The sequence below is a fragment of the Kitasatospora sp. NPDC004615 genome (assembly GCF_042873545.1).
Lineage (GTDB): Bacteria > Actinomycetota > Actinomycetes > Streptomycetales > Streptomycetaceae > Kitasatospora.
The window spans coordinates 459,470-476,129 of the sequence record NZ_JBIALQ010000003.1 but is presented as its reverse complement, the minus strand read 5'-3'; the positions used below and the strand labels follow the sequence as shown (position 1 = coordinate 476,129).

The window sequence follows — 16,660 nt, the reverse complement described above, 5'->3', positions numbered from 1 at the left end:
ACCGCGCGACCGCCCGCCCCGGGGTCTGGTGGGGCGTCAGGACACGGTGACCGCGCAGGTCCCGGAGGCGCCCATGTAGGTGGCGGTGATCGTGGCCGTTCCCGCCGCGACGCCGGTGACGTACCCGTACTGCACCGTCGCCTTCGCGGTAGCTGACGTGGACCAGGCGGTCGACGGGTGCAGGGTGACGTCCCGGGTGCTGTTGTCGCTCAGGGTCGCGGTCGCGGTCAGCGCGCCGATCTGCCCGGCCGTCAGCGCCTTGGTGGCCGGGGCGATCACGAGCGAGGTCACGGCGAGGGAGGTCTGCGGGATGAACAGGGTCGCCGGGCTGGTGCTGGTGTCTGGGTAGACGACCGCGGCGAGGACCACCTTCTGGAGGTCGGTCTCGTTCTGGTCGACGTCGCCGTCCACGGTGACGATCGCGTGCCCGGCGGTGATCTTCCGGTAAACGATCCCGGCTTCGGGGTCGCGGGTCTCGAACGCGACCAGCAGCGGCACCGGCTTGGGCACGACGATCCGGCTCGCGGTTGAGCCGGGCCAGATCAGCGACCGGGTCGTCGGGTTGTCCTCGAGGACGCTGAACTTCTTCGTGAATTTGAAGTGTGTGCGCGAGGAGCGGACGATGTCGCCGCCCCAGGCGAACTTGTCGTTCGTGTCCTCGTCGCGGGTCTCGGGCATGCCGTCGTCGCCGTCGAGCAGGCCGACGAGCGACCAGCCCGCGCCGAAGGCCGAGTTGGCGTCGGCGGGGCGGGCGGTGCCGATCGGTGCAATCCAGACGTCGGCATTGGCCCAGAGCCGCGCGTTGCTGGTGTCTCCGGCCATGCCGGACCTCCTCAAGTCAGTTGGATGGGACGGACGTTGGCCGTCACGGTGCACGTGGACAGGTCCACGGCGGAGTCGGGGTCGAGCGCCGGCACCGGTCCGAGTGCGGGCCGCACGGAGCGGATCACCGGGCCGTTGTGGATGGCCATCAGGCCCTGGACGAGCTGCGCGAGGTCGTGGGCCTGGTCCGGGTCGATGTGCCAGACCGTGAGCCGCAGCGTCACCCTGCTGTTGGCCCTGGACGGGTCCGGGATCGCGCCGTCGAGGCGGGCCAGGACGTACGGCAGGTGCGGATCCTCCGGTCGGCGGCCGTCGGGGACGCGGGTGCCGACCGTCGCCCCGGCCGCGTACGGCTCGGCGCGGCCGGCGAGGGCGGCGCGCAGGTACGTCGCGGCGGCGGCCTGGGCGTCGCCGAAGACGACCAGCGGCGCGCTCACCCGTGCTCCTTCACTTCGGCGCCGATGCTCGCGGCGGCGCGGGTGAGGATGCCGTCCCGGGCCTGCCAGCCCATCGACCGCCGGTCCGGCACCACTACGGTCGCCGCCTCGCGGTCGGTCGTGTAGGCCCGGACACCCACTTCGACGCCAGCGGGGACGTCGGCTTGGACGTGCCGGGCGATCTGCTCGGCCGCGCCGTCGACCATGGCCTTGACCTCAGGGCTTCGCAGGACCTCCCGGATGCCGGCAGGGTCTAGTTCGATGCGCACGCGCTGACGCGCCATCGGGCACCTTCCCTCTATCCGGTGGCCCGGGTCATCTGCCACTCGACGTGATGGGTGCTACCGGTGACTGGGTTGGGCCAGCGGGCGACCTCGCCGACGACCTCGCAGAGCAGACCGTCGTATTCGATCCGGTCGGTCGAGCGGACGTCCGGCGCGGTGCCAGGCGCGGACAGGACGTGCCAGCCGGTGATGGCCTCGTCCCGGTCCGGCCCGACCCGTTCGATCTGGGCGGTGGGCTGTACCGATAGCCGGCTGATCGGCAGCCGGTCGACGGCTTCGGGCGACCAGTCCGGCACGGTGTTGCCGCCCCGGTCGGTCCGGGTCCCGGGGCGGATCCGTACGGCGTGCTGGTGGAAGATCGCCACGTCAGGCGATGACGCCGCGGGTCCGCAGTGCGGCCAGCAGGGCGTTGTACTCGGCCTGGGTGGGTGCCGCAGCGGCGTTGGCGATGGTCGGCGCGGTGCCGGTCATGGTGGCGGTCGAGCCGGGCACGGTCACCAGGTCCACGACCTGCTGGGTGGGATCCGGCGGGCCGGCCTTGGCCTTGACGTACATGGGCATGCGGGGGTCCCTCCTGGGTCAGGTGCGGTCGCCGTGGGCGAGCTGGTAGTTGGAGACGGCGCTGGTCCACTCCGCGGTGACGCCGGTGGCGGCCGCGGCGCCGTAGGTGACGGACTCGCCGCCGGCCTGGACGGTCTGCACACCGGGCAGCACCGCGTGCACGATGCGGGCCTGCCCGATCACGGCGTCCTGGATGTCCTGCGGGATCGGGTCGTATCCGTGGTCCCAGACCATGACGACCTCTGCCCAGGGCGGCCAGCCGCAGCTGGAGGTTCGCAGCAGCGCGCCGATGTCCCGGCGGACCTTGAAGTCGGTGACCGCGGTGCCGTCGACGGTCAGCGAGGTGATCTGGCCGACGGGGGCGGCGGGCAGCAGCAGCCGGTCGGTGCCGTCACCGTAGAGGATCGTGGTGTCGCCGGTGACGAGCCGGACGGGGTGGCGGACGTCGGACACGAACCTGCTGGACGCGCTGCGGAGCGCGGCCAGCAGGTCCGGGTCGTCGGCGGGGACCTTCAGCCAGACAGCGAGGTCGGCGGGGTAGGCGAGCAGGTTGTCAGGAGGCAGTGCCACCGGACGTCCCCGGCGGGAGGAAGCTCGCCTCGAGGATGCCCTTGCGGGCCTTGCCTGCGGCCTCGGCGGCGAGCACCCGCTCGCGCTCGTCGTCGTTGGCGGCGGACAGGTGCGCGAGGACGTCCGGGGCGGTGTGAGCGGCCGGGTCGAACGCCGCACCTTCGTCGTCGTCCGGGCCGTCGGGCTGCTGCTCGGGCGCGGTCACCGATTCCTCGGCGGGCTCAGGCAGGGCGGGGGCGTCCTCGGGGCGGTAGCGGATCCCGTCGACGACGACCATCTTGTGCTCGGGCATGGTCACCTCCCTTACGCGAGCGCCGCAACGCACAGCTCGGCGGGCTTGAAGATGGCCTGCGCGGCGCGCAGTTCGGCGCGCACGTACACGAGGTTGCGGGCCGCGTAGTCCCTGTGCTGGTTGAACGCGAGCACGCTCAGGCCCTCGCGGTCCATGAGGCTGACGGTGCCCCAGTTGCCGAGGATCGCGGTGCCGGTGGGCAGGCGCTGGGAGACGACCCGCGGGCGGCCCCAGATGGTGTTCGGGCCGGAGCCCCACGGGCCCTGGGAGTAGTAGCGGCCGGTGGCGTCCTTGAGCAGGTCGAACTTCTCGTTGTCGGCGGGCGAGACGAGGACGGCGGTGATCGGCGCACCGATGTTCTCCAGCCGGGTGATCGACCTGCGGATCGTGGTCACCATGTCGGTGTCGAACGCCTGCTGCTGCACGCCGCTGGTGTTGAGGATTCCGGTCGGGTTGCCGCCCGTGCCGCTGCCGTTGAGGATCTTGTCCTCAATGACGGAGTCGATGTTGTAGGTGAGCTGCCCGTCGAGGTACGACGCGAGCGCCGGGGCGTCGGCCAGCATCTGGTTGGTGACGGTGTAGCCGTCGGCGTAGGTGTAGACCTTCGCGGTGGCCAGGTTGGTGGTCAGGCCGCTGGTGGGCTTGGTGGTGGAGTCGGCGGGGAGGATCTCGTCCGGCACGATCGACGCGTTGCGGGTGACGGCGGTGATCTGCAGGTACTCGAAGCTGAGGCCGCCGATGGTGCCGCGGCTGATCAGGTCGAGGATCGTCAGCGGCATCGGGGTGGTGAGGTCCACCATCGGGAGCCTGATGTTCTGCAGGCGCGCGAGGCCGACCTGCTGCACCGGTGCGTCGGCCTTCAGGCCCAGGCGCCGGGCGAGGTAGAAGTCGGCGAGGCTGCCGACCTTGACCCGGTCCAATGCGATCGGGGTACCCTCACCAAACCCGGACGGGTGCGCGCCGCGGAACGTCTGGTAGGCGGCGCTCTTGACGAACTGCCCGCCGAGGCCGCCGAGTTCCTTGACGATGGCGTCGAAGGCCTCGTCGGTGCGGTCGGTGACGCGCTCCAGGACGGCGGTGCCGTTGGCCTTGGAGGTCAGGCGGGTGACGGCGGCCTGGGCGGTGTCCGCGGCCTTTACCTTCGCCTCCAGGTCGTCGGCCTGGGCCGTCAGGGCGGTGATCTCGTCGATCTCCTCCGGGGTGAAGTCGCGGCTGTCCGCGGCCTTGGCGATCTCGGCGATGCGGTCGAGGGCGGCCTTCAGTTGCTGGCGCAGGTTCATGCGGGGTCTCCGATTCCGATCAGGTGCTTGCGGGTGAGTGCGCGAGCGAGCACCTGGGCGGGCGCGAGGGCGGGGAAGTCGACGGCGGCCTCGACGGCGGCGTCCTTCCCGGCCCGGCGGCGGCCGGACTCTCCAGCGGTGGTGGTCTTCAGCGCCTCGTCGGCGGCGGTGGCGGCGGCGAGGACGTCGCCGATCGCGGCGTGCGCGGCGCTCAGGGTGTCGATGTGCTTCTGGGCGAGGACCCGTCCGGCCTTCACGCCGCGGACCAGGTCGCCGGCCTTCGCGGCGATCAGCTCCGTGGACTGGTTGCAGCCCACCAGGCACGGCCCGACCTCGTAGAGCTTGAGTCGCCGCAGCTCGTACCAGGTCTCGAAGTCGCCCTCCTCGTCGGTGCCCTCCACCCACGCGCCCTCTTCGACGTCGTACGCGAAGCTGAACTGGGTGACCCTTCTCCCCTTGAGGAGACGGTAGACCTGGGCGGCGGTCGCGTTGGTGTCGATGTCCTCGATCTGGCCGGTGACCAGCAGCCCCTCAGGGGTCTCCTGGGCGTCCAGGACGATGCCGACATGGGAGAACGGATCGCCCCAGTCGTGCGACCAGATCACGGGGATCGGGTCGCCCTTCGCGGCCCAGTCCGCGAGCGTCTGCGTGAACGCGCCCGGCACGACGACGTCGCCGGCCGAGTCCTCGTTGCCGAACACCGAGACGAGCGCGGTGAACTGGCCCTCGGCCAGGCCGTCGGCGGCGCCGGCCGCCTTCACCCGGGCCTTGCACTCCTTCGTGCGGGGCACGCCTACTCCCCTCTCTCGTAGGTCAGGTGGCAGTTGCAGTTCGCCGTCTCGGCGTCCTTGCCGCGGCCGTCGCCCGGCCATCGCAATCCGTTCGCGAACACGTCGCCGAGCTCGACCCGGTCGCCGTTGAGCGCCGAGTGCGAACTGCGGGCGTTGGAGCCGGTGTTCCAGACCTTGAAGACCAGCCCGGACGCGCCGGCCGCGTCGTGGCCGCCGAAGGAGCGGGCCTCGGTGCCGGCGGTCGCCGCGCGGATCGCCGCGTCGGTGACCCAGTCGGCCATCGCCTTCTTCAGACCCTCGCGCCAACCGCCCTCCGCATTCAGCGACTTGGCGGCGGCCTGGTAGCCGGCTTGCTCGTACTGGGCGGCGTGCGAGGCGGCCGCCGCGGCGAGCCAGCCCTCCATCACCGCCGGGTCCCAGCCGTCTGCCTGCGGGTTGTAGACGTCCAGCACCGACCAGGCGCCGATCTGCGCCAGGCGCATCCCGTAGCGGCGGATCAGCGCGGCGAGCTGGGCCTGACGCTCCGGCGAGGACTCGCCCCACAGTGACCACAGGTCCGGCGGAGTCGCCCCGTCGCCGTCCTTCGCGCCGGACCTGCGCAGCAGCGCGGCCGACTGCCGCTCCGCCCACACGGTCAGCGCGCCGGTGAACGCGGCCCGTTCGTCGTCGAGGTCGCCGAGGTCGTCCGGCCGCGACCTGGCCTTTCGGCCGGGCGAGGGCTGGCGGTCGGCCTTCGGCGCGGTGTCCCGCGGCGAGGCGAGGCCGCCGACGAGCACGTTCAGCGGCGTCACCAGCTCGTCCGTGCCGTCCACGTACGGCAGGTTCTGCACCGCCCGCGCCTCCGAGCGGAGCATGTACGGCGATCCGACTGCCGTCTGAAGCACTGAGGCCTGCTCCATGAAGCTGCCGCGGAGCTTGGAGGCGACGTCCGCCTCGATGTACAGATCCGGCTCGCCCGGGGCGATCACGGGCAGCAGCAGCAGGTTCAGCACCTGCTCGACCGCGGCGATTGTCGGCCCGAGCGCGTGGGTGTAGAGCATCTGCCGGAACGCGTCGACGTTGCTGTAGGTGCCCTCGCGGGCGCCGACCAGCTCCGGCGGGATGTGGTAGGCGGAGGCGACCTCGGCATCGGTGAGCTGACGGCCCTCCAGGTCGCCGGTCTCGCGCGGGTTGAACGCGTTGACGGTGACCAGCCGCATGCCGTCCTCAAGGATCGGCGTGCCGCCGGCCGCGCCGGAGCGGCCGATGAACCGGCTGAATGACTCGGCGAACCGGGACTTCGCCGCCGCCGACCAGTCGGGGGCGTCCGTGGGACGTTCGATCACGGCCGGGACGCGGGCCCCGTTGCGCCACACCTGCCGCCGCCACTCGACCGCCTCGGCGGACTCCAACAGGATCTCCCGCAGCGTCTCCATCGGGCTGGTGCCGTTGACCTGGCCGTGCGCCGCATACCCGTGGTCGAACAGGTAGCCCAGAGGCGGGGTGCCGGTCTGCTGCCCGTCCGGGCCCTGCACGACGACCTCGGCGACCCGGCCCCAGCCGTCGGACACCAACCGCATCCGGGGCGCCGGTATCCGCAGGATCTCCCACCCGCTCGTGGTGTCCGCGCTGGGCAGCACCTGCGCGCACCAGCGGTCGTAGAGCAGCAGATCGACGATCAGGGAGTGCCACAGCCGGTACGCGCTGACGGTCTGGCCGGGCTGGGCCAGCACCTGGGCGACCGGGTGGCCGGTGACCCGCTGCCGGTCCGTGTCGCTGACCCTGCGGTAGACCTTCCACGGGATGCCGGCCACGTTCCGGGCCACGAAGTCGACGACCTTGCGCACCGACGGCTGGGAGCGCCAGACACTCATCGGGTCGTTGGCGAAGTCCAGCAGCGGGATCCCCGGATCGGGGACGATCACGCGGCCGTCGTACACCCACGGCTGGGCCAGCGACGGGAACGTCGCCAGCCCGCCGTCCAGCTCGGTGACGGGCGAGGCCTTCGCCCCGACGGGCAGCCCGTCCGGGGTGATGACCATGCCGGAGCCGGCCGCCTTGGTCCTGCGACGCCAGAACGCCACCGCCACCACCCCCTGTCAGATCGCTTCGAAGTCGCCGTCCTCGTACGCGGAGCGGCGCTTGGGCGGGCGGGCGAGGAGCTCGGACATCGCGGTCGTGGCGGCCGAGACGGCGTCGATCTTCTCCGCCGAGCTGGCCTTGTCGGGCTTGACGTTGCCGGCCGGGTCCATCGCCACCGCGAGGTTGTCGACCATCCAGCGCACCACCGGCGACCCGCCGTGCCGGAACACCGGGGCCTCGGGGGTGCCTTTCAGCAGCAGCCGCTGCATGCCCTTCAGCGCCGGGCTCATGGTGATGAAACCTTGCCTGACCTGGACCATCGGAGCGCGCTCGCCCGCCAGGTCGTTGGTCAACTGTGTGGCGTTCCAAGGGTCGTAGCCGATGCTGCGGACCCGGAACGCCTGCATGTCGCGGTGAATCTGGTCCTTGATCCAGTCGTAGTCGGCGACGTTGCCAGGCGTCGCCGTCAGCAGGCCCTCGCGCGCCCACCGGGACGCCGCCCCGGCGGTGCGCTTGTCGAGGGCCGGCAGGTTGTCCGCCGGCGTCCACAGCCGCCAGATCGCCGTCAGCGCGTCGCCGTCGTCGTCCGGGAACAGCCAGCACAGCGCGCACAGGTCGCTGGTGCTCGCCAGGTCCAGGCCGCCGTACGCCTCCCGGCCGCACAGCGACTCCTCGTCCACCAGGGTCGCGTTCGCATCCCAGGAGACCAGGGTCAGGAACTTCGTCTCCTGCTTGGTCCGCACCCCCAGGTGCAGCCGCAGGAACTTCGCGAGGTCCGCCGGGGACTGCTTGGCCTCGTCGGACTTCGCCTGCAAGTAGGCCCTGGTCGGGCTGACCCCGAACCCGGGGTTGGCCTTGCGCCAGGTCTCCTCGGCGTGCGGGTCGTCGTCCTTCTCCGCCGCCCACACCACGCCGTACACCGACGGCGCGGTGAACACCCGCCGGGCCAGCTGCTCGATCCGCTGCCGCTTGCGGTCATAGACCGTCTCCCGCTTCCCGGAGTCCGCGGTGGTGATGATGACGATCAGCGGCTGGCGCCGGGAGCCGGTGCCGGTCTCGATCGTCTCGACCAGCTCCGGATCGCGGTGGACGTGCAGCTCGTCGATGATTCCGCAGTGCAGGTTCGCGCCGTGCTGGGCGCCCGCGATCGAGCTGATCGGCTGGAAGTACGAGCCGGACCGGGGGTGGAGGATCTTCTCCTTCAGCGCGATGACGTGCTTCTTCAGCGCCGGGCTGTTCTCCGCCAGATGCTTGATCGGGGCGAAAACGAACCCGGCCTGCTCCTTCGTCGTGGCCGCGGCGATGACCTGCGCGCCGGGCTCGCCGTCCGCGCACGTCATGTAGATCGCCAGACCACCGCTCAGGGTGCTCTTGCCGTTCTTGCGCGGCACGTCCACGTACAGCTCGCGTACCACGCGCACGTGGTCGCCGGCATCCTCGTCCCAGCGGACCCAGCCGAACGCCGGGGCGAGGATGTAGGCGACCTGCCACGGGTCCGGCCGCAGCGGGCGCCCTGCCCACTGGCCCTGGGTGTGCCGCAGCAGGGAGAACGCCGAGATCACCCGGTCCACCCGGTCCGGGTCGAACACCGCGCCCGGGGCCTCGCCCGGGGACGGCGTCTGGATCAGCGGCGGGCAGTCCGGCAGCGGAACGCCGCGGCTGATCAGGTACCAGGCCACCTCCGGCGACAGCTTGAGGCGCTCCAGCTCGGCGGCGTCCGGGAATTCGGACTCAGGCGAAGGGGTTGTCCTCGTTCCCGCCATCGTCGGCCCCCTTCGCCAGGGCCTGCTCGGTGCTCGGCGTCAGCCCGAAGTGGCCGGCCCAGGCCCGTAGTTCACGGCCGGCCGCGCGCTGAATGCCGACCGCAGGGTGCGGCAGCAAGCCCTGCTTCGCCTCGATCGTCAGCCCCTCCGCCCTGAGGATTCCGGTGGCCTCCACGAACTGGGCCCACGCCTCGCAGTACGCCGCGAGCGCCGCCCGGTCCTCCGGCTTGAGGATGCTGAGCCGGGCCAGGCCCGGGACGACGCGCTTCCACTCCGCCGCCGCCTCGCGGTTCAGCCACGTCGGCGGGTTCGGCGGCAGCCGGGCGAACGCCGGACCTGGGTTGACCTCGCGGCCGGCCGAGTCCTTGCCGTCGCCGCGGCCCTTCAGCAGCCGCAGCGCGGCAGGCTGGGCGGTCCTTCCCACAGGGGACCCCCCTTCGCCGATTCTGTGCAGATACGTGCGGAGTTGACCGCGACGGGACCCGGGGGCCGAGGCTCCGTGATCCCAACTCCCCTACCCCAGGGGGTGCCCGGGTCCTCGGCGGGCGCGGTCGCGGCGCCGCTGGTTGCCGCGGGCGGCCTCGGCGGCGGACTTGACGGCATCGCACGGCGGACACGCGAGCCCGAGGTTGTCGAGGCTGTCCGGTGATCCGCCTTCGCTGATGGGGATCTTGTGGTCGAGGACGTAGGTGTCGGCCTTGTCGGTGCCGCACATCCAGCAGCAGCCGTTGTCGCGCCGGTCGACCGAGGCCTTGAGGGTGCGCCACCGGCCGGAGCTGATGCCGTAGCGGGCGGCCTTGTCGTCGCGTCCGGCCCAGGGAATGGGCTGGTGTTGGTCACATCGGCCGCGCTTGGTGGCGAGTTCAGGGCAGGTGGGGTCCGAGCAGCGGGACGGGGGGCGGGTGGGCACCGGGGGGACCTCCCTGGGGGGATGCCTCGCGGATGATCGCGGCGGCTCCGGTGAGGAAGTCGGCGACCTGGTGGCGGATGTCTTCGTCGCCGGGCCCGAAGCTGACGGTGCCAATGCAGTACTCGTCCAGGTCTCCGATACGCAGGCGGACGGGCAGATCGTTCATGGTCACCTCCTGGAGGTAGCGGCCCGCCGTGGGGGGAGGCCGGCGGGCCGCTGGTCTATGCGGCGGCGGGGAGTTGGCGGCCGGCTCGCTGCCGCGTCGCTGCCTCTGCGCGGGCGGCGGTGAGTTGGAGGTACAGCGGACGGCCTTGCTCGTCCAGGCCGTCGGGAGTGATGAGTCCTCGGCATTTCCACTGCCGGACGGTGTTGGCTTCGACGCCGCAGAGGTGGGCGACCTGGGCGGTTGTGAGCAGTTGCTTCATCGCGGCCTCCCCGGGTACGACAAAGCCCCGCAGCTGCTGCTCTGCTGCGGGGCTTCTGTGTCTGTGGGCACACGTGTGGTGCTGTCAGTAGCGTGACACACGAGGCGGATCTTGTGCAAGCGGCTACGCGCCGCACGCCCACTCGGGCCGGAAGTCGGGGTGCTCGCGGTACGGCAGGGCGAGCGCGCGCAGGGTGTACGTGCCACCGGTTCCGATCGAATGGGACCAGAGCTCGACCACGCGTCGCTTGGCCGCGACCTCGGCCAGCACCCGCGCCGGATCATGGCGAGCGATGTGCCGGGCGGTGGCGCGCTGTTGGTTGGTGCTGAGGACTACGACGTCCGCGATCTCGGTGCCGTCGCCGGGGTCGACCACGCCGTACTCCTCGGCGTCCGCCGACCAGGGGACCGGCCAGGCTTCCGACGCTGCCCGTTCATCCTCGTCGAGGCGCTCGCGCAGGAACGCCACCAGGTTGTCGCTCATGCGCTCATCTTCTCGCGGGCGGTGCGGGGGCGGGTGCGGATCTGGGGGATAGCAGTGCGGCGGGTATTAGTCAGTACTGGTCGGGTTCGGACAACTCGCCGTCCGGAGCGCGGCGTTGGGACAGGGTCGTCCCATGACAACCCCCAGTGAGACCAACCCCCGCGCCAACCCGCAGACCGCGCGGCAGGTGGCACAGAATGTCGTCACCGACACCGTCACCGGCGGGTACGAGGGCAGCGCCAAGGACATCATCACCATGGCGAACAACCTGAACCAGACGGCAGCGCGGTTGGAACGGGCGCAGAACGACTGACCCCGCCGATACAGCAGGGCCCCTCCGGCACTCTCCGCCGAGGGGCCCTGCTCGCTACTTCAAGCGCTCGCGCGACTCACCAGCGGCCGGGCTGCCTCGTCGGTGTCGGCCTTGAACTTGCGGTAGCGCCTGGTGGCGGTGGACTGACTCACCCCGCACGCGGCGGCGGCGGTGCGGGTCGAGTCACCGCGTCGCCAGCAGCGGTGGAGGGCGACCAGCGTCGCGTCCTGGCTGGCCTGTTGAGCCTGACTCGGGGGTGAGTCGGCGAGTTCGGGACCGCCTTGCGGGGGCATCGGCTCCTTCCAGGTCAGGGGGTGGGCGAGGGCTCGGGCTATGGCGGCACGGATCTCGTCGGGGGCCATGACGGTCGTGTTCATCGGGGTGCCTCGGGTATCGGGTGGGGTGACTCGTGGGTGGTGAGTCACCCCATGGACGGGTGAGTCAGGCGGCAGCGTGGAGTTCGGCGAGGTTCTGGCGGACGCGGTCGGTGTAGGTGGCGGGGTCGAACTCGGTGCGGCAGTTGAGACATTCGCGCCAGCCGTCGGTGCGCTCGCAGAGTGCGAGGAGGTGGCAGGCCGGGCAGGCGGTGCGGATGGGGCGGGCAGAGCGGATGGGGTGGCGGGCGACCGCGTTGAGGTGGTGGTGGAGGTCGGCGATCTCGGTGGCGAGGTCGCCGGCGTAGGCGCGGGTGACGGCGAACGGGAGGTGGAAGGCGAGGATCTTGATGCTGGTGCTGGCCGGGATCTCGCCGTGGATGGCCGGCAACTGGATCCAGGCGGTCCAGTCGTTGGCGGCGGCGCGGTCGTCGAGGACGGTGCGGGCCCAGGACTCCAGGATCGTGATCTCGGGGAGTCCGTCGGCGGGGCTGGGGGCGAGGTTGGTGAGGGTGTCGAGGTTGCAGGGCAGGGGCGGGGTGCGGGTGGCGCCGGAGACGCGGCTGGTGCGGGTGGTGCCGCTGGGCAGCAGGGCGAGGTAGGCGTGGGTGAGGATCTCGGGGAGCTCACGGAGCTGGTGGTGGAGGCGGGTGGTGGCGGCGGGGGTGAGCATGGCGGTCTCCTCGTGGCGCTGGTCAGGCGGTGGGCGGCTGGTGGCGAGATCGGGCAGTCAGTGGCGGCGTGCGGGCGGTCCGTACGGGGTCTGCCAGGCGGGGCGGTCGGTGAGCCGGGCGGGCTTACCGCTGGCGTCAAGGAAGCCGGCGGCCTGCAACTGCTGCTGGAGGATGGCGAACTGCTGCGCTGCGGCTTGGACGGCGGGGACCACCACCTGCACGAACGCGGCGGCGGACGCCTGCATGGTGGCGGTCAACTCGGCGATCGCGCGAGCGAGTTCTTCGCGCTGCTCGTCGGTGGGTTGGAGGAGGTTCACGTGGTGCTCCCGGGCGGGTAGGTGCCAATGTCGGGCAGGTCGGTGGTGGTGCGGTCCGGCGGTAGCGGGTACTCGTCGGCGGCGGTGAACAGCTGGCGGGCGTTGTTGGTGCGGGCCGCTGCTCGACGCGTCTCGCGGTTGGGCCGCGGCTCGGCCTGGTTCTCCTCCACCACGTGCTCGACCGATCGGACGGCGGTCTCCCAGGTGCGGCCGGGACGCGGTGCGTGCTCGCGGGTCACGGCTGCTCGCCGAGGATGGCGCGGGCGATGGCGAGGGCGGCTTCCGTGGTGGAGTTCTGGACGACGCCGCCGTCCTGGGCGACGCTGTCGGCCTCCTCGGCGAGCAGCGAGGCAACCGCGAGGCCGACGGCGGGGTGCATGAGGGCGAGGTACGCGGACACGTCCGTGTAGATCCAGGGCGCGCCGCCTCGGGTACTGACGGCACCCTCGTGGGCGAGCCGGCGTCCGGTCGCGTCTTCGGGGTGGCTGAGGTGCGGCCGCCGGTAGCTGGGTCGGGTGCTCCACGGCCCGGGGGCCGTGGCGTGGGCGGCGGTGGCGAGGCTGCGCAGCTTGGCCGCGGCAGCGGTGAGGGTCTGTTCGGGGGTCACTGGGTCTCCTGGTTGGTGCGGTGGACCTGGATGGCGTGGTCGAGCGTGCGGGCGCCGAGGGCCCGGCAGCAGCGGGCGGCGGTGTTGCGGATCTCGCGGGCGTGCCGCGGGTCACGGGCGGCGAGGACGCCGATCGACTGGCCGGTGCGGACGAGTTGGTCGAGGAGCTGGTGTTCGGTGCTGGTGAGTGGGCGGGTCACGGTGTGCTCCTGGTGGTGGGGTGGCCGCCGCATCGCGCGGCAGCCACGGGGCAGGTTGGTCAGCTCTGGGCGGCGATCAGCAGCCAGCCGGGCGCGCTCATCAGGTGCACGCCGCAGGCCTTGGCGGCGGCATGCAGGTGCCGGTCCCAGTGCGGCGGGTGCAGCGGGTTGAGGTCGTCGACGGTCAGTCGCTCGGGGTCGTCGAGGTCGGCGTTGGCGCAGTAGGTGACCAGGTAGAGCTTGTCGTTGTCGTAGCTGCCGGCGGCGAGGTGACCGACGCGGTCGCGGTGGGGGTCGGGGTAGGTGACGGTCGCGTTGTAGGTGGCGAGGGGGGCGTTGAGGTCGTCGCCGTAGCGGACCCCGGTGATGGGGGCGCCGTACGCGAGGTACGCGCTGGTGTGGATGCCCATGAGGTGCTCCTTCGGGTTGGGCCGGCCGACCGAGCGAGGCGGCCGGCGGGTGGGGTCAGTGGCGGTCGAGGTCGTGCACCCAGGCCGCGCACACGGCGGTGACCTGGATCAGCTCGGCGCGGAGCTTCGCGGGGTCGGCTTCGGCGACCGCCTCGTACACCTCCTCCAGGAGGATTCCGGTCCAGTCGAGGCGCCGGTCCGGGTCGCGCGGGTCGAAGCTGCCGTTGTTGATGTCGCGGTAGTTCGCGGCGTACTTGGCGAAGAGGAGGCGGGCGTCGTTCCGTGAGATCGGGGTGCCGGTCAGGTTGGGATGGCACTGGTCGCCGAACTTGGTGATCTGGGCCTGGCACTCGGCGTCGACCTCTTCGGCGAACTGCTTCATGCCGGGGGTGCTGAACAGGGCCGGGTACACGGTGCTGCTCCTTCTGGTTGGGGCCGGCCGCCTGGTGCGGGCGGCCGGCGGGTGGGTGATTGGGCGGCTGTCAGTCCCGGTAGAGGAGCTGGCCGTAGTCGTCGCGGGGGCAGTCGCAGCCGCACGGGCCGTGCTGCTCGTCGCAGTCGCAGCGGCACATGCCCTCGCCGCAGGGCTCGGTATCGTCGTAGGTGATGTCGGTGGCATTCTGGGTGGTCATTTCGGACCCCTCGGGTTGACGGGTGGTCAGGTGGTCGGAAGGAACGGAGCGTTGAGGACGGCGGCGGTCGGGCAGGGGTAGGCGACGAGGACGTGGCGGGACGGCCCGTCGCCGCGCTTCGGGGAGCAGGCGTCGCAGATCGTCATGGCGCCGCGGGTGACCGGGCGGTGCAAGGCGAGGACGTCATCAGCCTTGGCCCGGAGGCTCACCGCGATGGTGTAGTTGGCCTCGGCGTTGCGACGGAGGTGGTTGTCGGTCGAGAGCTGGTGCTCGGCGGCGTCGGCGCGGCGGGCCTGCCTCCGGGCCTCGGCAACGGTGGATTCCCAGCGGCGCTCGTAGTGGCCGGCCTGAAGGGCCAGGGCGGCGTGCGCCTCGCGGAGCCGGGCGGTGTCGGCGTCGCAGGCGGCCAGCTCAGCGGTGAGCCGGTCGACTTCGCCGACGGTGATCCGGTGCGCCTGCTTGTTGCTCCGGCAGACGGCGGTGAGGGTGTCGACGCGGTCGCAGTACTGGTCGCGCTCGGCACGGGCGGCGTCCAGCTCGGCCTGCACCACGGCCAGCGCGGCGTCGGTCTGCTCGATGGCCACGAGACCGGTAGAGGTGGGCCACCGGGCGGCATTCAGGGCGTCGCGCAGGACGCCGTGAAGGGCTTCGAGAATGCGCTGACGGAGGTCGGGCTGCTCGGGCGCGGTCACCGGCTCGCCCCCGTCGCCTCGGCCTGGGTGGCGAGCGCCGTACGGCATCCGCGGCAGGTCACGCTCCAGCCGGACGGCATCGGGGTCTGGTACTCACCGGGCCGCTTGCCGCATGCAGTCCAGCACTCGTACCAGCTACGCCAAACGTTCGCCGCGGCGTGCACCGGGTGGCTGCCGAGCTTGAGCCGGATCGGCCATTCGGTGGTGGTGGTCCACTCAGCGGGCGGGGTGGGCGCGGTCACCGGACACCCGCCTCGGCGCGCTCGACCGACCAGACGCCGTCGGCGAGCACGATGGTGTCGCCGAAGTACGCCACGACCCGCTCGGGCACGTTGGGCGGCCTGAGCGTGATCCCGTCGACCACCGTGCTGGACTCGGCACCCGTCGGCGCCGGGGCGAAGTGGGGCTTCCCGGCCCACAGGCCGGCCGCGTCGGTCTCGGCGAGGACGTCCCACACGTTGTCGGCGGTGACGGTCCAACGACCGGCGGCGGGCGGGTCGAGGGCGATGAGCGGCGCGTATTCGTCGGGGGTGGCCATGGGTCAGCCCTTCTGCACGGCGCGGGCGATGCGGGCGGCGGCGCGAAGGCCGAGCACGCGGGCGGACATGGCGGGCGCGTCGGGGTACTCGGTCAGGGTCCGCTCGGCGGCGGCGTCGATCTCGGCGGCGACCTCCTCGCGCACCTGGTCGCGGTAGTTGTCGAGCAGCCGGGTGCGCTCGGCACCGACCATGAAGTCGGGTAGCAGGATCTCCAGCGCCTCGCGGGGGTTGGGCTGGCGAACGGTCATGCCGGTCGAGGTGGTGTCCGCCAACTGTTCAGCAAGGAGGGCGGCTTGGCCGGCGCTGGTCGCACGGCGGATGTGAGCAGCGGCGACCCGGGCACCGCGGGCAGGCTCGATCCCGACCTCGGCCTCCAGGCGCATGCCCTCGTTGCTGGCGATGTCGGCGGCCTCGGCCAACGTCTGGTTGCGAACCTCGATGGTGTGGTTCACGACCAGGCCGTCCAGGCGGGCGAAGGCGTCGGGGTACTCGGGTGCCGACGGGTCCTCGCCGGTGAGGAGCTCGTCGAGCAGTTCCTGGCGGGCGGTGGGCTGGTTGGTGGTCATGTTGGTCTCCATGGTCTGGCGGGGTGGCGGGCCATCAGCGGGTGTCGGCGGGGCTGCTGTTGCCGGCTGCGAGGCGGGCGGCGGCCTTGTCGCCCCGCTTGCACGCCTGGCAGTACGCGGCCCCGTTGGGCTGGATGCGTCCGTGGACGGATTGGTCGTGGCCGGCGCGGCGGCAGACGGCGGGCCGGGCGGCGGTACCGAGTACGACCCGCAGCGCGTTGCGGTCCCGGATCCGGCGAGCGGTGTCGTCAACATGGGCAGGGGCGACGCAGTGGCGGGTGCCGCAGCCGCTGAACGCCTGGCCGACCGGAGCGACGCCGTGCTGCATGCGGAACGCGATCGCGGCCGGGCTGTACGAGCGGCCGCGATAGCGCAGGACGGGGGTCCGGCTGGCGTTCTGGCGCTCACCAGTCCATTCGAGGTGGCCGTCGGCGAGCGGACGGGTCCGCTCGGCCCACTTCTCCTCAAGGGTGAGGGGCTGTCGCTCGTAGCCGCGGGGCGGGGCGGGCAGGTCGGCCGCGTTACGGACCTTGCGGACCTCGCGGCGGTCCATGCCGAGGGTGCGGGCGATGACGGCGGTGGGGACGTTCTTGGCGGCGAGTTCACGGACTCGCGCGTGCTTGACGGCGAGGGCGGCGCGGCTGGGAGGCATCAGGC

Annotated in this window: 31 protein-coding genes; 1 reads left to right on the top strand and 30 read right to left on the bottom strand. The window is 72.0% G+C overall.

The genetic code is table 11. The annotated features are described in order from the left end of the window. Positions 1 to 36: 36 nt before the first annotated feature. The 16 genes from ACFYS8_RS13445 to ACFYS8_RS13370 form a co-directional block, all read right to left on the bottom strand. The gene (locus ACFYS8_RS13445) at positions 37 to 822 is read right to left on the bottom strand and encodes an Ig-like domain-containing protein (RefSeq protein WP_387640018.1); all 786 of its coding nucleotides are present in this window, start codon (positions 820 to 822) and stop codon (positions 37 to 39) included. Positions 823 to 833: 11 nt separating this feature from the next. After that, positions 834 to 1,259 carry a hypothetical protein gene (locus ACFYS8_RS13440; RefSeq protein WP_387640016.1) on the bottom strand — a complete coding sequence of 142 codons (426 nt, stop codon included), beginning with the start codon at positions 1,257 to 1,259 and terminating at the stop codon, positions 834 to 836. Continuing rightward, the gene (locus tag ACFYS8_RS13435; protein ID WP_387640014.1) at positions 1,256 to 1,543 is read right to left on the bottom strand and encodes a hypothetical protein; all 288 of its coding nucleotides are present in this window, start codon (positions 1,541 to 1,543) and stop codon (positions 1,256 to 1,258) included. The genes ACFYS8_RS13440 and ACFYS8_RS13435 overlap by 4 nt, the downstream gene beginning before the upstream one ends. Before the next feature lie 14 nt (positions 1,544 to 1,557). Beyond that, positions 1,558 to 1,908, bottom strand: coding sequence for a hypothetical protein (locus ACFYS8_RS13430; RefSeq protein ID WP_387640012.1), 351 nt, complete (start codon positions 1,906 to 1,908; stop codon positions 1,558 to 1,560). A 1-nt stretch (position 1,909) separates the two neighbouring features. Then, positions 1,910 to 2,104, bottom strand: a complete 195-nt coding sequence (locus ACFYS8_RS13425) for a hypothetical protein (RefSeq protein ID WP_387640011.1) — start codon at positions 2,102 to 2,104, stop codon at positions 1,910 to 1,912. 18 nt (positions 2,105 to 2,122) lie between these two features. Continuing rightward, a complete protein-coding gene (locus tag ACFYS8_RS13420; RefSeq protein WP_387640008.1) occupies positions 2,123 to 2,674 on the bottom strand; it encodes a mobile element protein in 552 nt (183 codons plus the stop codon). After that, positions 2,658 to 2,966 carry a hypothetical protein gene (locus ACFYS8_RS13415; RefSeq protein WP_387640005.1) on the bottom strand — a complete coding sequence of 103 codons (309 nt, stop codon included), beginning with the start codon at positions 2,964 to 2,966 and terminating at the stop codon, positions 2,658 to 2,660. The genes ACFYS8_RS13420 and ACFYS8_RS13415 overlap by 17 nt, the downstream gene beginning before the upstream one ends. A gap of 11 nt (positions 2,967 to 2,977) precedes the next feature. Next, positions 2,978 to 4,246, bottom strand: a complete 1,269-nt coding sequence (locus ACFYS8_RS13410; protein ID WP_387640003.1) for a phage major capsid protein — start codon at positions 4,244 to 4,246, stop codon at positions 2,978 to 2,980. Then, a complete protein-coding gene (locus ACFYS8_RS13405; protein WP_387640000.1) occupies positions 4,243 to 5,037 on the bottom strand; it encodes an HK97 family phage prohead protease in 795 nt (264 codons plus the stop codon). Before ACFYS8_RS13405 ends, ACFYS8_RS13410 begins: the two co-directional genes overlap by 4 nt. 2 nt (positions 5,038 to 5,039) lie before the next feature. Beyond that, positions 5,040 to 7,100 (bottom strand): phage portal protein, encoded by a 2,061-nt coding sequence (locus ACFYS8_RS13400; protein ID WP_387639997.1) that lies wholly within the window; start codon positions 7,098 to 7,100, stop codon positions 5,040 to 5,042. Between the two features lie 15 nt (positions 7,101 to 7,115). Then, positions 7,116 to 8,861 (bottom strand): terminase large subunit, encoded by a 1,746-nt coding sequence (locus ACFYS8_RS13395; protein ID WP_387639994.1) that lies wholly within the window; start codon positions 8,859 to 8,861, stop codon positions 7,116 to 7,118. Further along, positions 8,830 to 9,285 (bottom strand): phage terminase small subunit P27 family, encoded by a 456-nt coding sequence (locus ACFYS8_RS13390; RefSeq protein WP_387639991.1) that lies wholly within the window; start codon positions 9,283 to 9,285, stop codon positions 8,830 to 8,832. The genes ACFYS8_RS13395 and ACFYS8_RS13390 overlap by 32 nt, the downstream gene beginning before the upstream one ends. 90 nt (positions 9,286 to 9,375) lie before the next feature. After that, complete coding sequence (locus ACFYS8_RS13385; RefSeq protein ID WP_387639988.1) at positions 9,376 to 9,771, bottom strand: HNH endonuclease; 396 nt, start codon at positions 9,769 to 9,771, stop codon at positions 9,376 to 9,378. After that, positions 9,725 to 9,937 (bottom strand): hypothetical protein, encoded by a 213-nt coding sequence (locus tag ACFYS8_RS13380; RefSeq protein WP_387639986.1) that lies wholly within the window; start codon positions 9,935 to 9,937, stop codon positions 9,725 to 9,727. The genes ACFYS8_RS13385 and ACFYS8_RS13380 overlap by 47 nt, the downstream gene beginning before the upstream one ends. Positions 9,938 to 9,992: 55 nt before the next feature. Next, entirely contained in the window at positions 9,993 to 10,196 is a 204-nt protein-coding gene (locus ACFYS8_RS13375; RefSeq protein WP_387639984.1) for a MerR family transcriptional regulator, read from the bottom strand. Between the two features lie 123 nt (positions 10,197 to 10,319). After that, positions 10,320 to 10,679, bottom strand: coding sequence for a DUF6221 family protein (locus tag ACFYS8_RS13370; RefSeq protein ID WP_387639981.1), 360 nt, complete (start codon positions 10,677 to 10,679; stop codon positions 10,320 to 10,322). A gap of 133 nt (positions 10,680 to 10,812) precedes the next feature. Between ACFYS8_RS13370 and ACFYS8_RS13365 the strand changes: the two genes are divergently transcribed. Beyond that, the gene (locus ACFYS8_RS13365) at positions 10,813 to 10,992 is read left to right on the top strand and encodes a hypothetical protein (RefSeq protein WP_387639978.1); all 180 of its coding nucleotides are present in this window, start codon (positions 10,813 to 10,815) and stop codon (positions 10,990 to 10,992) included. 59 nt (positions 10,993 to 11,051) lie between these two features. Here ACFYS8_RS13365 and ACFYS8_RS13360 read toward each other — a convergent pair whose 3' ends face one another. The 14 genes from ACFYS8_RS13360 to ACFYS8_RS13295 form a co-directional block, all read right to left on the bottom strand. Further along, positions 11,052 to 11,369, bottom strand: coding sequence for a hypothetical protein (locus ACFYS8_RS13360; protein WP_387639976.1), 318 nt, complete (start codon positions 11,367 to 11,369; stop codon positions 11,052 to 11,054). Between the two features lie 64 nt (positions 11,370 to 11,433). Then, on the bottom strand, positions 11,434 to 12,039 hold the full coding sequence (locus ACFYS8_RS13355) for a hypothetical protein (RefSeq protein ID WP_387639973.1): 606 nt from the start codon (positions 12,037 to 12,039) through the stop codon (positions 11,434 to 11,436). Between the two features lie 57 nt (positions 12,040 to 12,096). Then, entirely contained in the window at positions 12,097 to 12,357 is a 261-nt protein-coding gene (locus tag ACFYS8_RS13350; RefSeq protein WP_387639970.1) for a hypothetical protein, read from the bottom strand. Then, positions 12,354 to 12,596: a hypothetical protein gene (locus tag ACFYS8_RS13345; RefSeq protein ID WP_387639967.1), complete on the bottom strand. Its 243-nt coding sequence runs from the start codon at positions 12,594 to 12,596 to the stop codon at positions 12,354 to 12,356. Before ACFYS8_RS13345 ends, ACFYS8_RS13350 begins: the two co-directional genes overlap by 4 nt. Continuing rightward, positions 12,593 to 12,964, bottom strand: coding sequence for a hypothetical protein (locus ACFYS8_RS13340; protein WP_387639964.1), 372 nt, complete (start codon positions 12,962 to 12,964; stop codon positions 12,593 to 12,595). Before ACFYS8_RS13340 ends, ACFYS8_RS13345 begins: the two co-directional genes overlap by 4 nt. Next, positions 12,961 to 13,164 carry a hypothetical protein gene (locus tag ACFYS8_RS13335; RefSeq protein ID WP_387639961.1) on the bottom strand — a complete coding sequence of 68 codons (204 nt, stop codon included), beginning with the start codon at positions 13,162 to 13,164 and terminating at the stop codon, positions 12,961 to 12,963. Before ACFYS8_RS13335 ends, ACFYS8_RS13340 begins: the two co-directional genes overlap by 4 nt. A gap of 59 nt (positions 13,165 to 13,223) precedes the next feature. Further along, a complete protein-coding gene (locus ACFYS8_RS13330; protein WP_387639958.1) occupies positions 13,224 to 13,574 on the bottom strand; it encodes a hypothetical protein in 351 nt (116 codons plus the stop codon). 55 nt (positions 13,575 to 13,629) lie between these two features. Next, a complete protein-coding gene (locus ACFYS8_RS13325) occupies positions 13,630 to 13,986 on the bottom strand; it encodes a hypothetical protein (RefSeq protein ID WP_387639955.1) in 357 nt (118 codons plus the stop codon). Between the two features lie 70 nt (positions 13,987 to 14,056). After that, on the bottom strand, positions 14,057 to 14,206 hold the full coding sequence (locus ACFYS8_RS13320; RefSeq protein ID WP_387639952.1) for a hypothetical protein: 150 nt from the start codon (positions 14,204 to 14,206) through the stop codon (positions 14,057 to 14,059). Between the two features lie 26 nt (positions 14,207 to 14,232). Further along, on the bottom strand, positions 14,233 to 14,790 hold the full coding sequence (locus tag ACFYS8_RS13315) for a hypothetical protein (protein ID WP_387639950.1): 558 nt from the start codon (positions 14,788 to 14,790) through the stop codon (positions 14,233 to 14,235). 104 nt (positions 14,791 to 14,894) lie between these two features. Then, positions 14,895 to 15,140, bottom strand: a complete 246-nt coding sequence (locus ACFYS8_RS13310) for a hypothetical protein (RefSeq protein ID WP_387639948.1) — start codon at positions 15,138 to 15,140, stop codon at positions 14,895 to 14,897. Further along, positions 15,137 to 15,436 carry a hypothetical protein gene (locus ACFYS8_RS13305; protein WP_387639946.1) on the bottom strand — a complete coding sequence of 100 codons (300 nt, stop codon included), beginning with the start codon at positions 15,434 to 15,436 and terminating at the stop codon, positions 15,137 to 15,139. The genes ACFYS8_RS13310 and ACFYS8_RS13305 overlap by 4 nt, the downstream gene beginning before the upstream one ends. A gap of 3 nt (positions 15,437 to 15,439) precedes the next feature. Then, the gene (locus tag ACFYS8_RS13300) at positions 15,440 to 16,003 is read right to left on the bottom strand and encodes a hypothetical protein (RefSeq protein WP_387639944.1); all 564 of its coding nucleotides are present in this window, start codon (positions 16,001 to 16,003) and stop codon (positions 15,440 to 15,442) included. A gap of 34 nt (positions 16,004 to 16,037) precedes the next feature. Continuing rightward, entirely contained in the window at positions 16,038 to 16,655 is a 618-nt protein-coding gene (locus tag ACFYS8_RS13295; RefSeq protein ID WP_387639942.1) for a hypothetical protein, read from the bottom strand. Positions 16,656 to 16,660: the final 5 nt, after the last annotated feature.

What these genes read in the sequence shown, in the direction of transcription:
- ACFYS8_RS13415 (WP_387640005.1), bottom strand. Translation starts at nt 2,966, where the DNA reads ATGCCCGAGCACAAGATGGTCGTCGTCGACGGGATCCGCTACCGCCCC.
- ACFYS8_RS13410 (WP_387640003.1), bottom strand. Translation starts at nt 4,246, where the DNA reads ATGAACCTGCGCCAGCAACTGAAGGCCGCCCTCGACCGCATCGCCGAG.
- ACFYS8_RS13305 (WP_387639946.1), bottom strand. Translation starts at nt 15,436, where the DNA reads ATGGCCACCCCCGACGAATACGCGCCGCTCATCGCCCTCGACCCGCCC.
- ACFYS8_RS13445 (WP_387640018.1), bottom strand. Translation starts at nt 822, where the DNA reads ATGGCCGGAGACACCAGCAACGCGCGGCTCTGGGCCAATGCCGACGTC.
- ACFYS8_RS13355 (WP_387639973.1), bottom strand. Translation starts at nt 12,039, where the DNA reads ATGCTCACCCCCGCCGCCACCACCCGCCTCCACCACCAGCTCCGTGAG.
- ACFYS8_RS13370 (WP_387639981.1), bottom strand. Translation starts at nt 10,679, where the DNA reads ATGAGCGACAACCTGGTGGCGTTCCTGCGCGAGCGCCTCGACGAGGAT.
- ACFYS8_RS13425 (WP_387640011.1), bottom strand. Translation starts at nt 2,104, where the DNA reads ATGCCCATGTACGTCAAGGCCAAGGCCGGCCCGCCGGATCCCACCCAG.
- ACFYS8_RS13365 (WP_387639978.1), top strand. Translation starts at nt 10,813, where the DNA reads ATGACAACCCCCAGTGAGACCAACCCCCGCGCCAACCCGCAGACCGCG.
- ACFYS8_RS13395 (WP_387639994.1), bottom strand. Translation starts at nt 8,861, where the DNA reads ATGGCGGGAACGAGGACAACCCCTTCGCCTGAGTCCGAATTCCCGGAC.
- ACFYS8_RS13435 (WP_387640014.1), bottom strand. Translation starts at nt 1,543, where the DNA reads ATGGCGCGTCAGCGCGTGCGCATCGAACTAGACCCTGCCGGCATCCGG.
- ACFYS8_RS13300 (WP_387639944.1), bottom strand. Translation starts at nt 16,003, where the DNA reads ATGACCACCAACCAGCCCACCGCCCGCCAGGAACTGCTCGACGAGCTC.
- ACFYS8_RS13360 (WP_387639976.1), bottom strand. Translation starts at nt 11,369, where the DNA reads ATGAACACGACCGTCATGGCCCCCGACGAGATCCGTGCCGCCATAGCC.
- ACFYS8_RS13295 (WP_387639942.1), bottom strand. Translation starts at nt 16,655, where the DNA reads ATGCCTCCCAGCCGCGCCGCCCTCGCCGTCAAGCACGCGCGAGTCCGT.
- ACFYS8_RS13320 (WP_387639952.1), bottom strand. Translation starts at nt 14,206, where the DNA reads ATGACCACCCAGAATGCCACCGACATCACCTACGACGATACCGAGCCC.
- ACFYS8_RS13375 (WP_387639984.1), bottom strand. Translation starts at nt 10,196, where the DNA reads ATGAAGCAACTGCTCACAACCGCCCAGGTCGCCCACCTCTGCGGCGTC.
- ACFYS8_RS13330 (WP_387639958.1), bottom strand. Translation starts at nt 13,574, where the DNA reads ATGGGCATCCACACCAGCGCGTACCTCGCGTACGGCGCCCCCATCACC.
- ACFYS8_RS13380 (WP_387639986.1), bottom strand. Translation starts at nt 9,937, where the DNA reads ATGAACGATCTGCCCGTCCGCCTGCGTATCGGAGACCTGGACGAGTAC.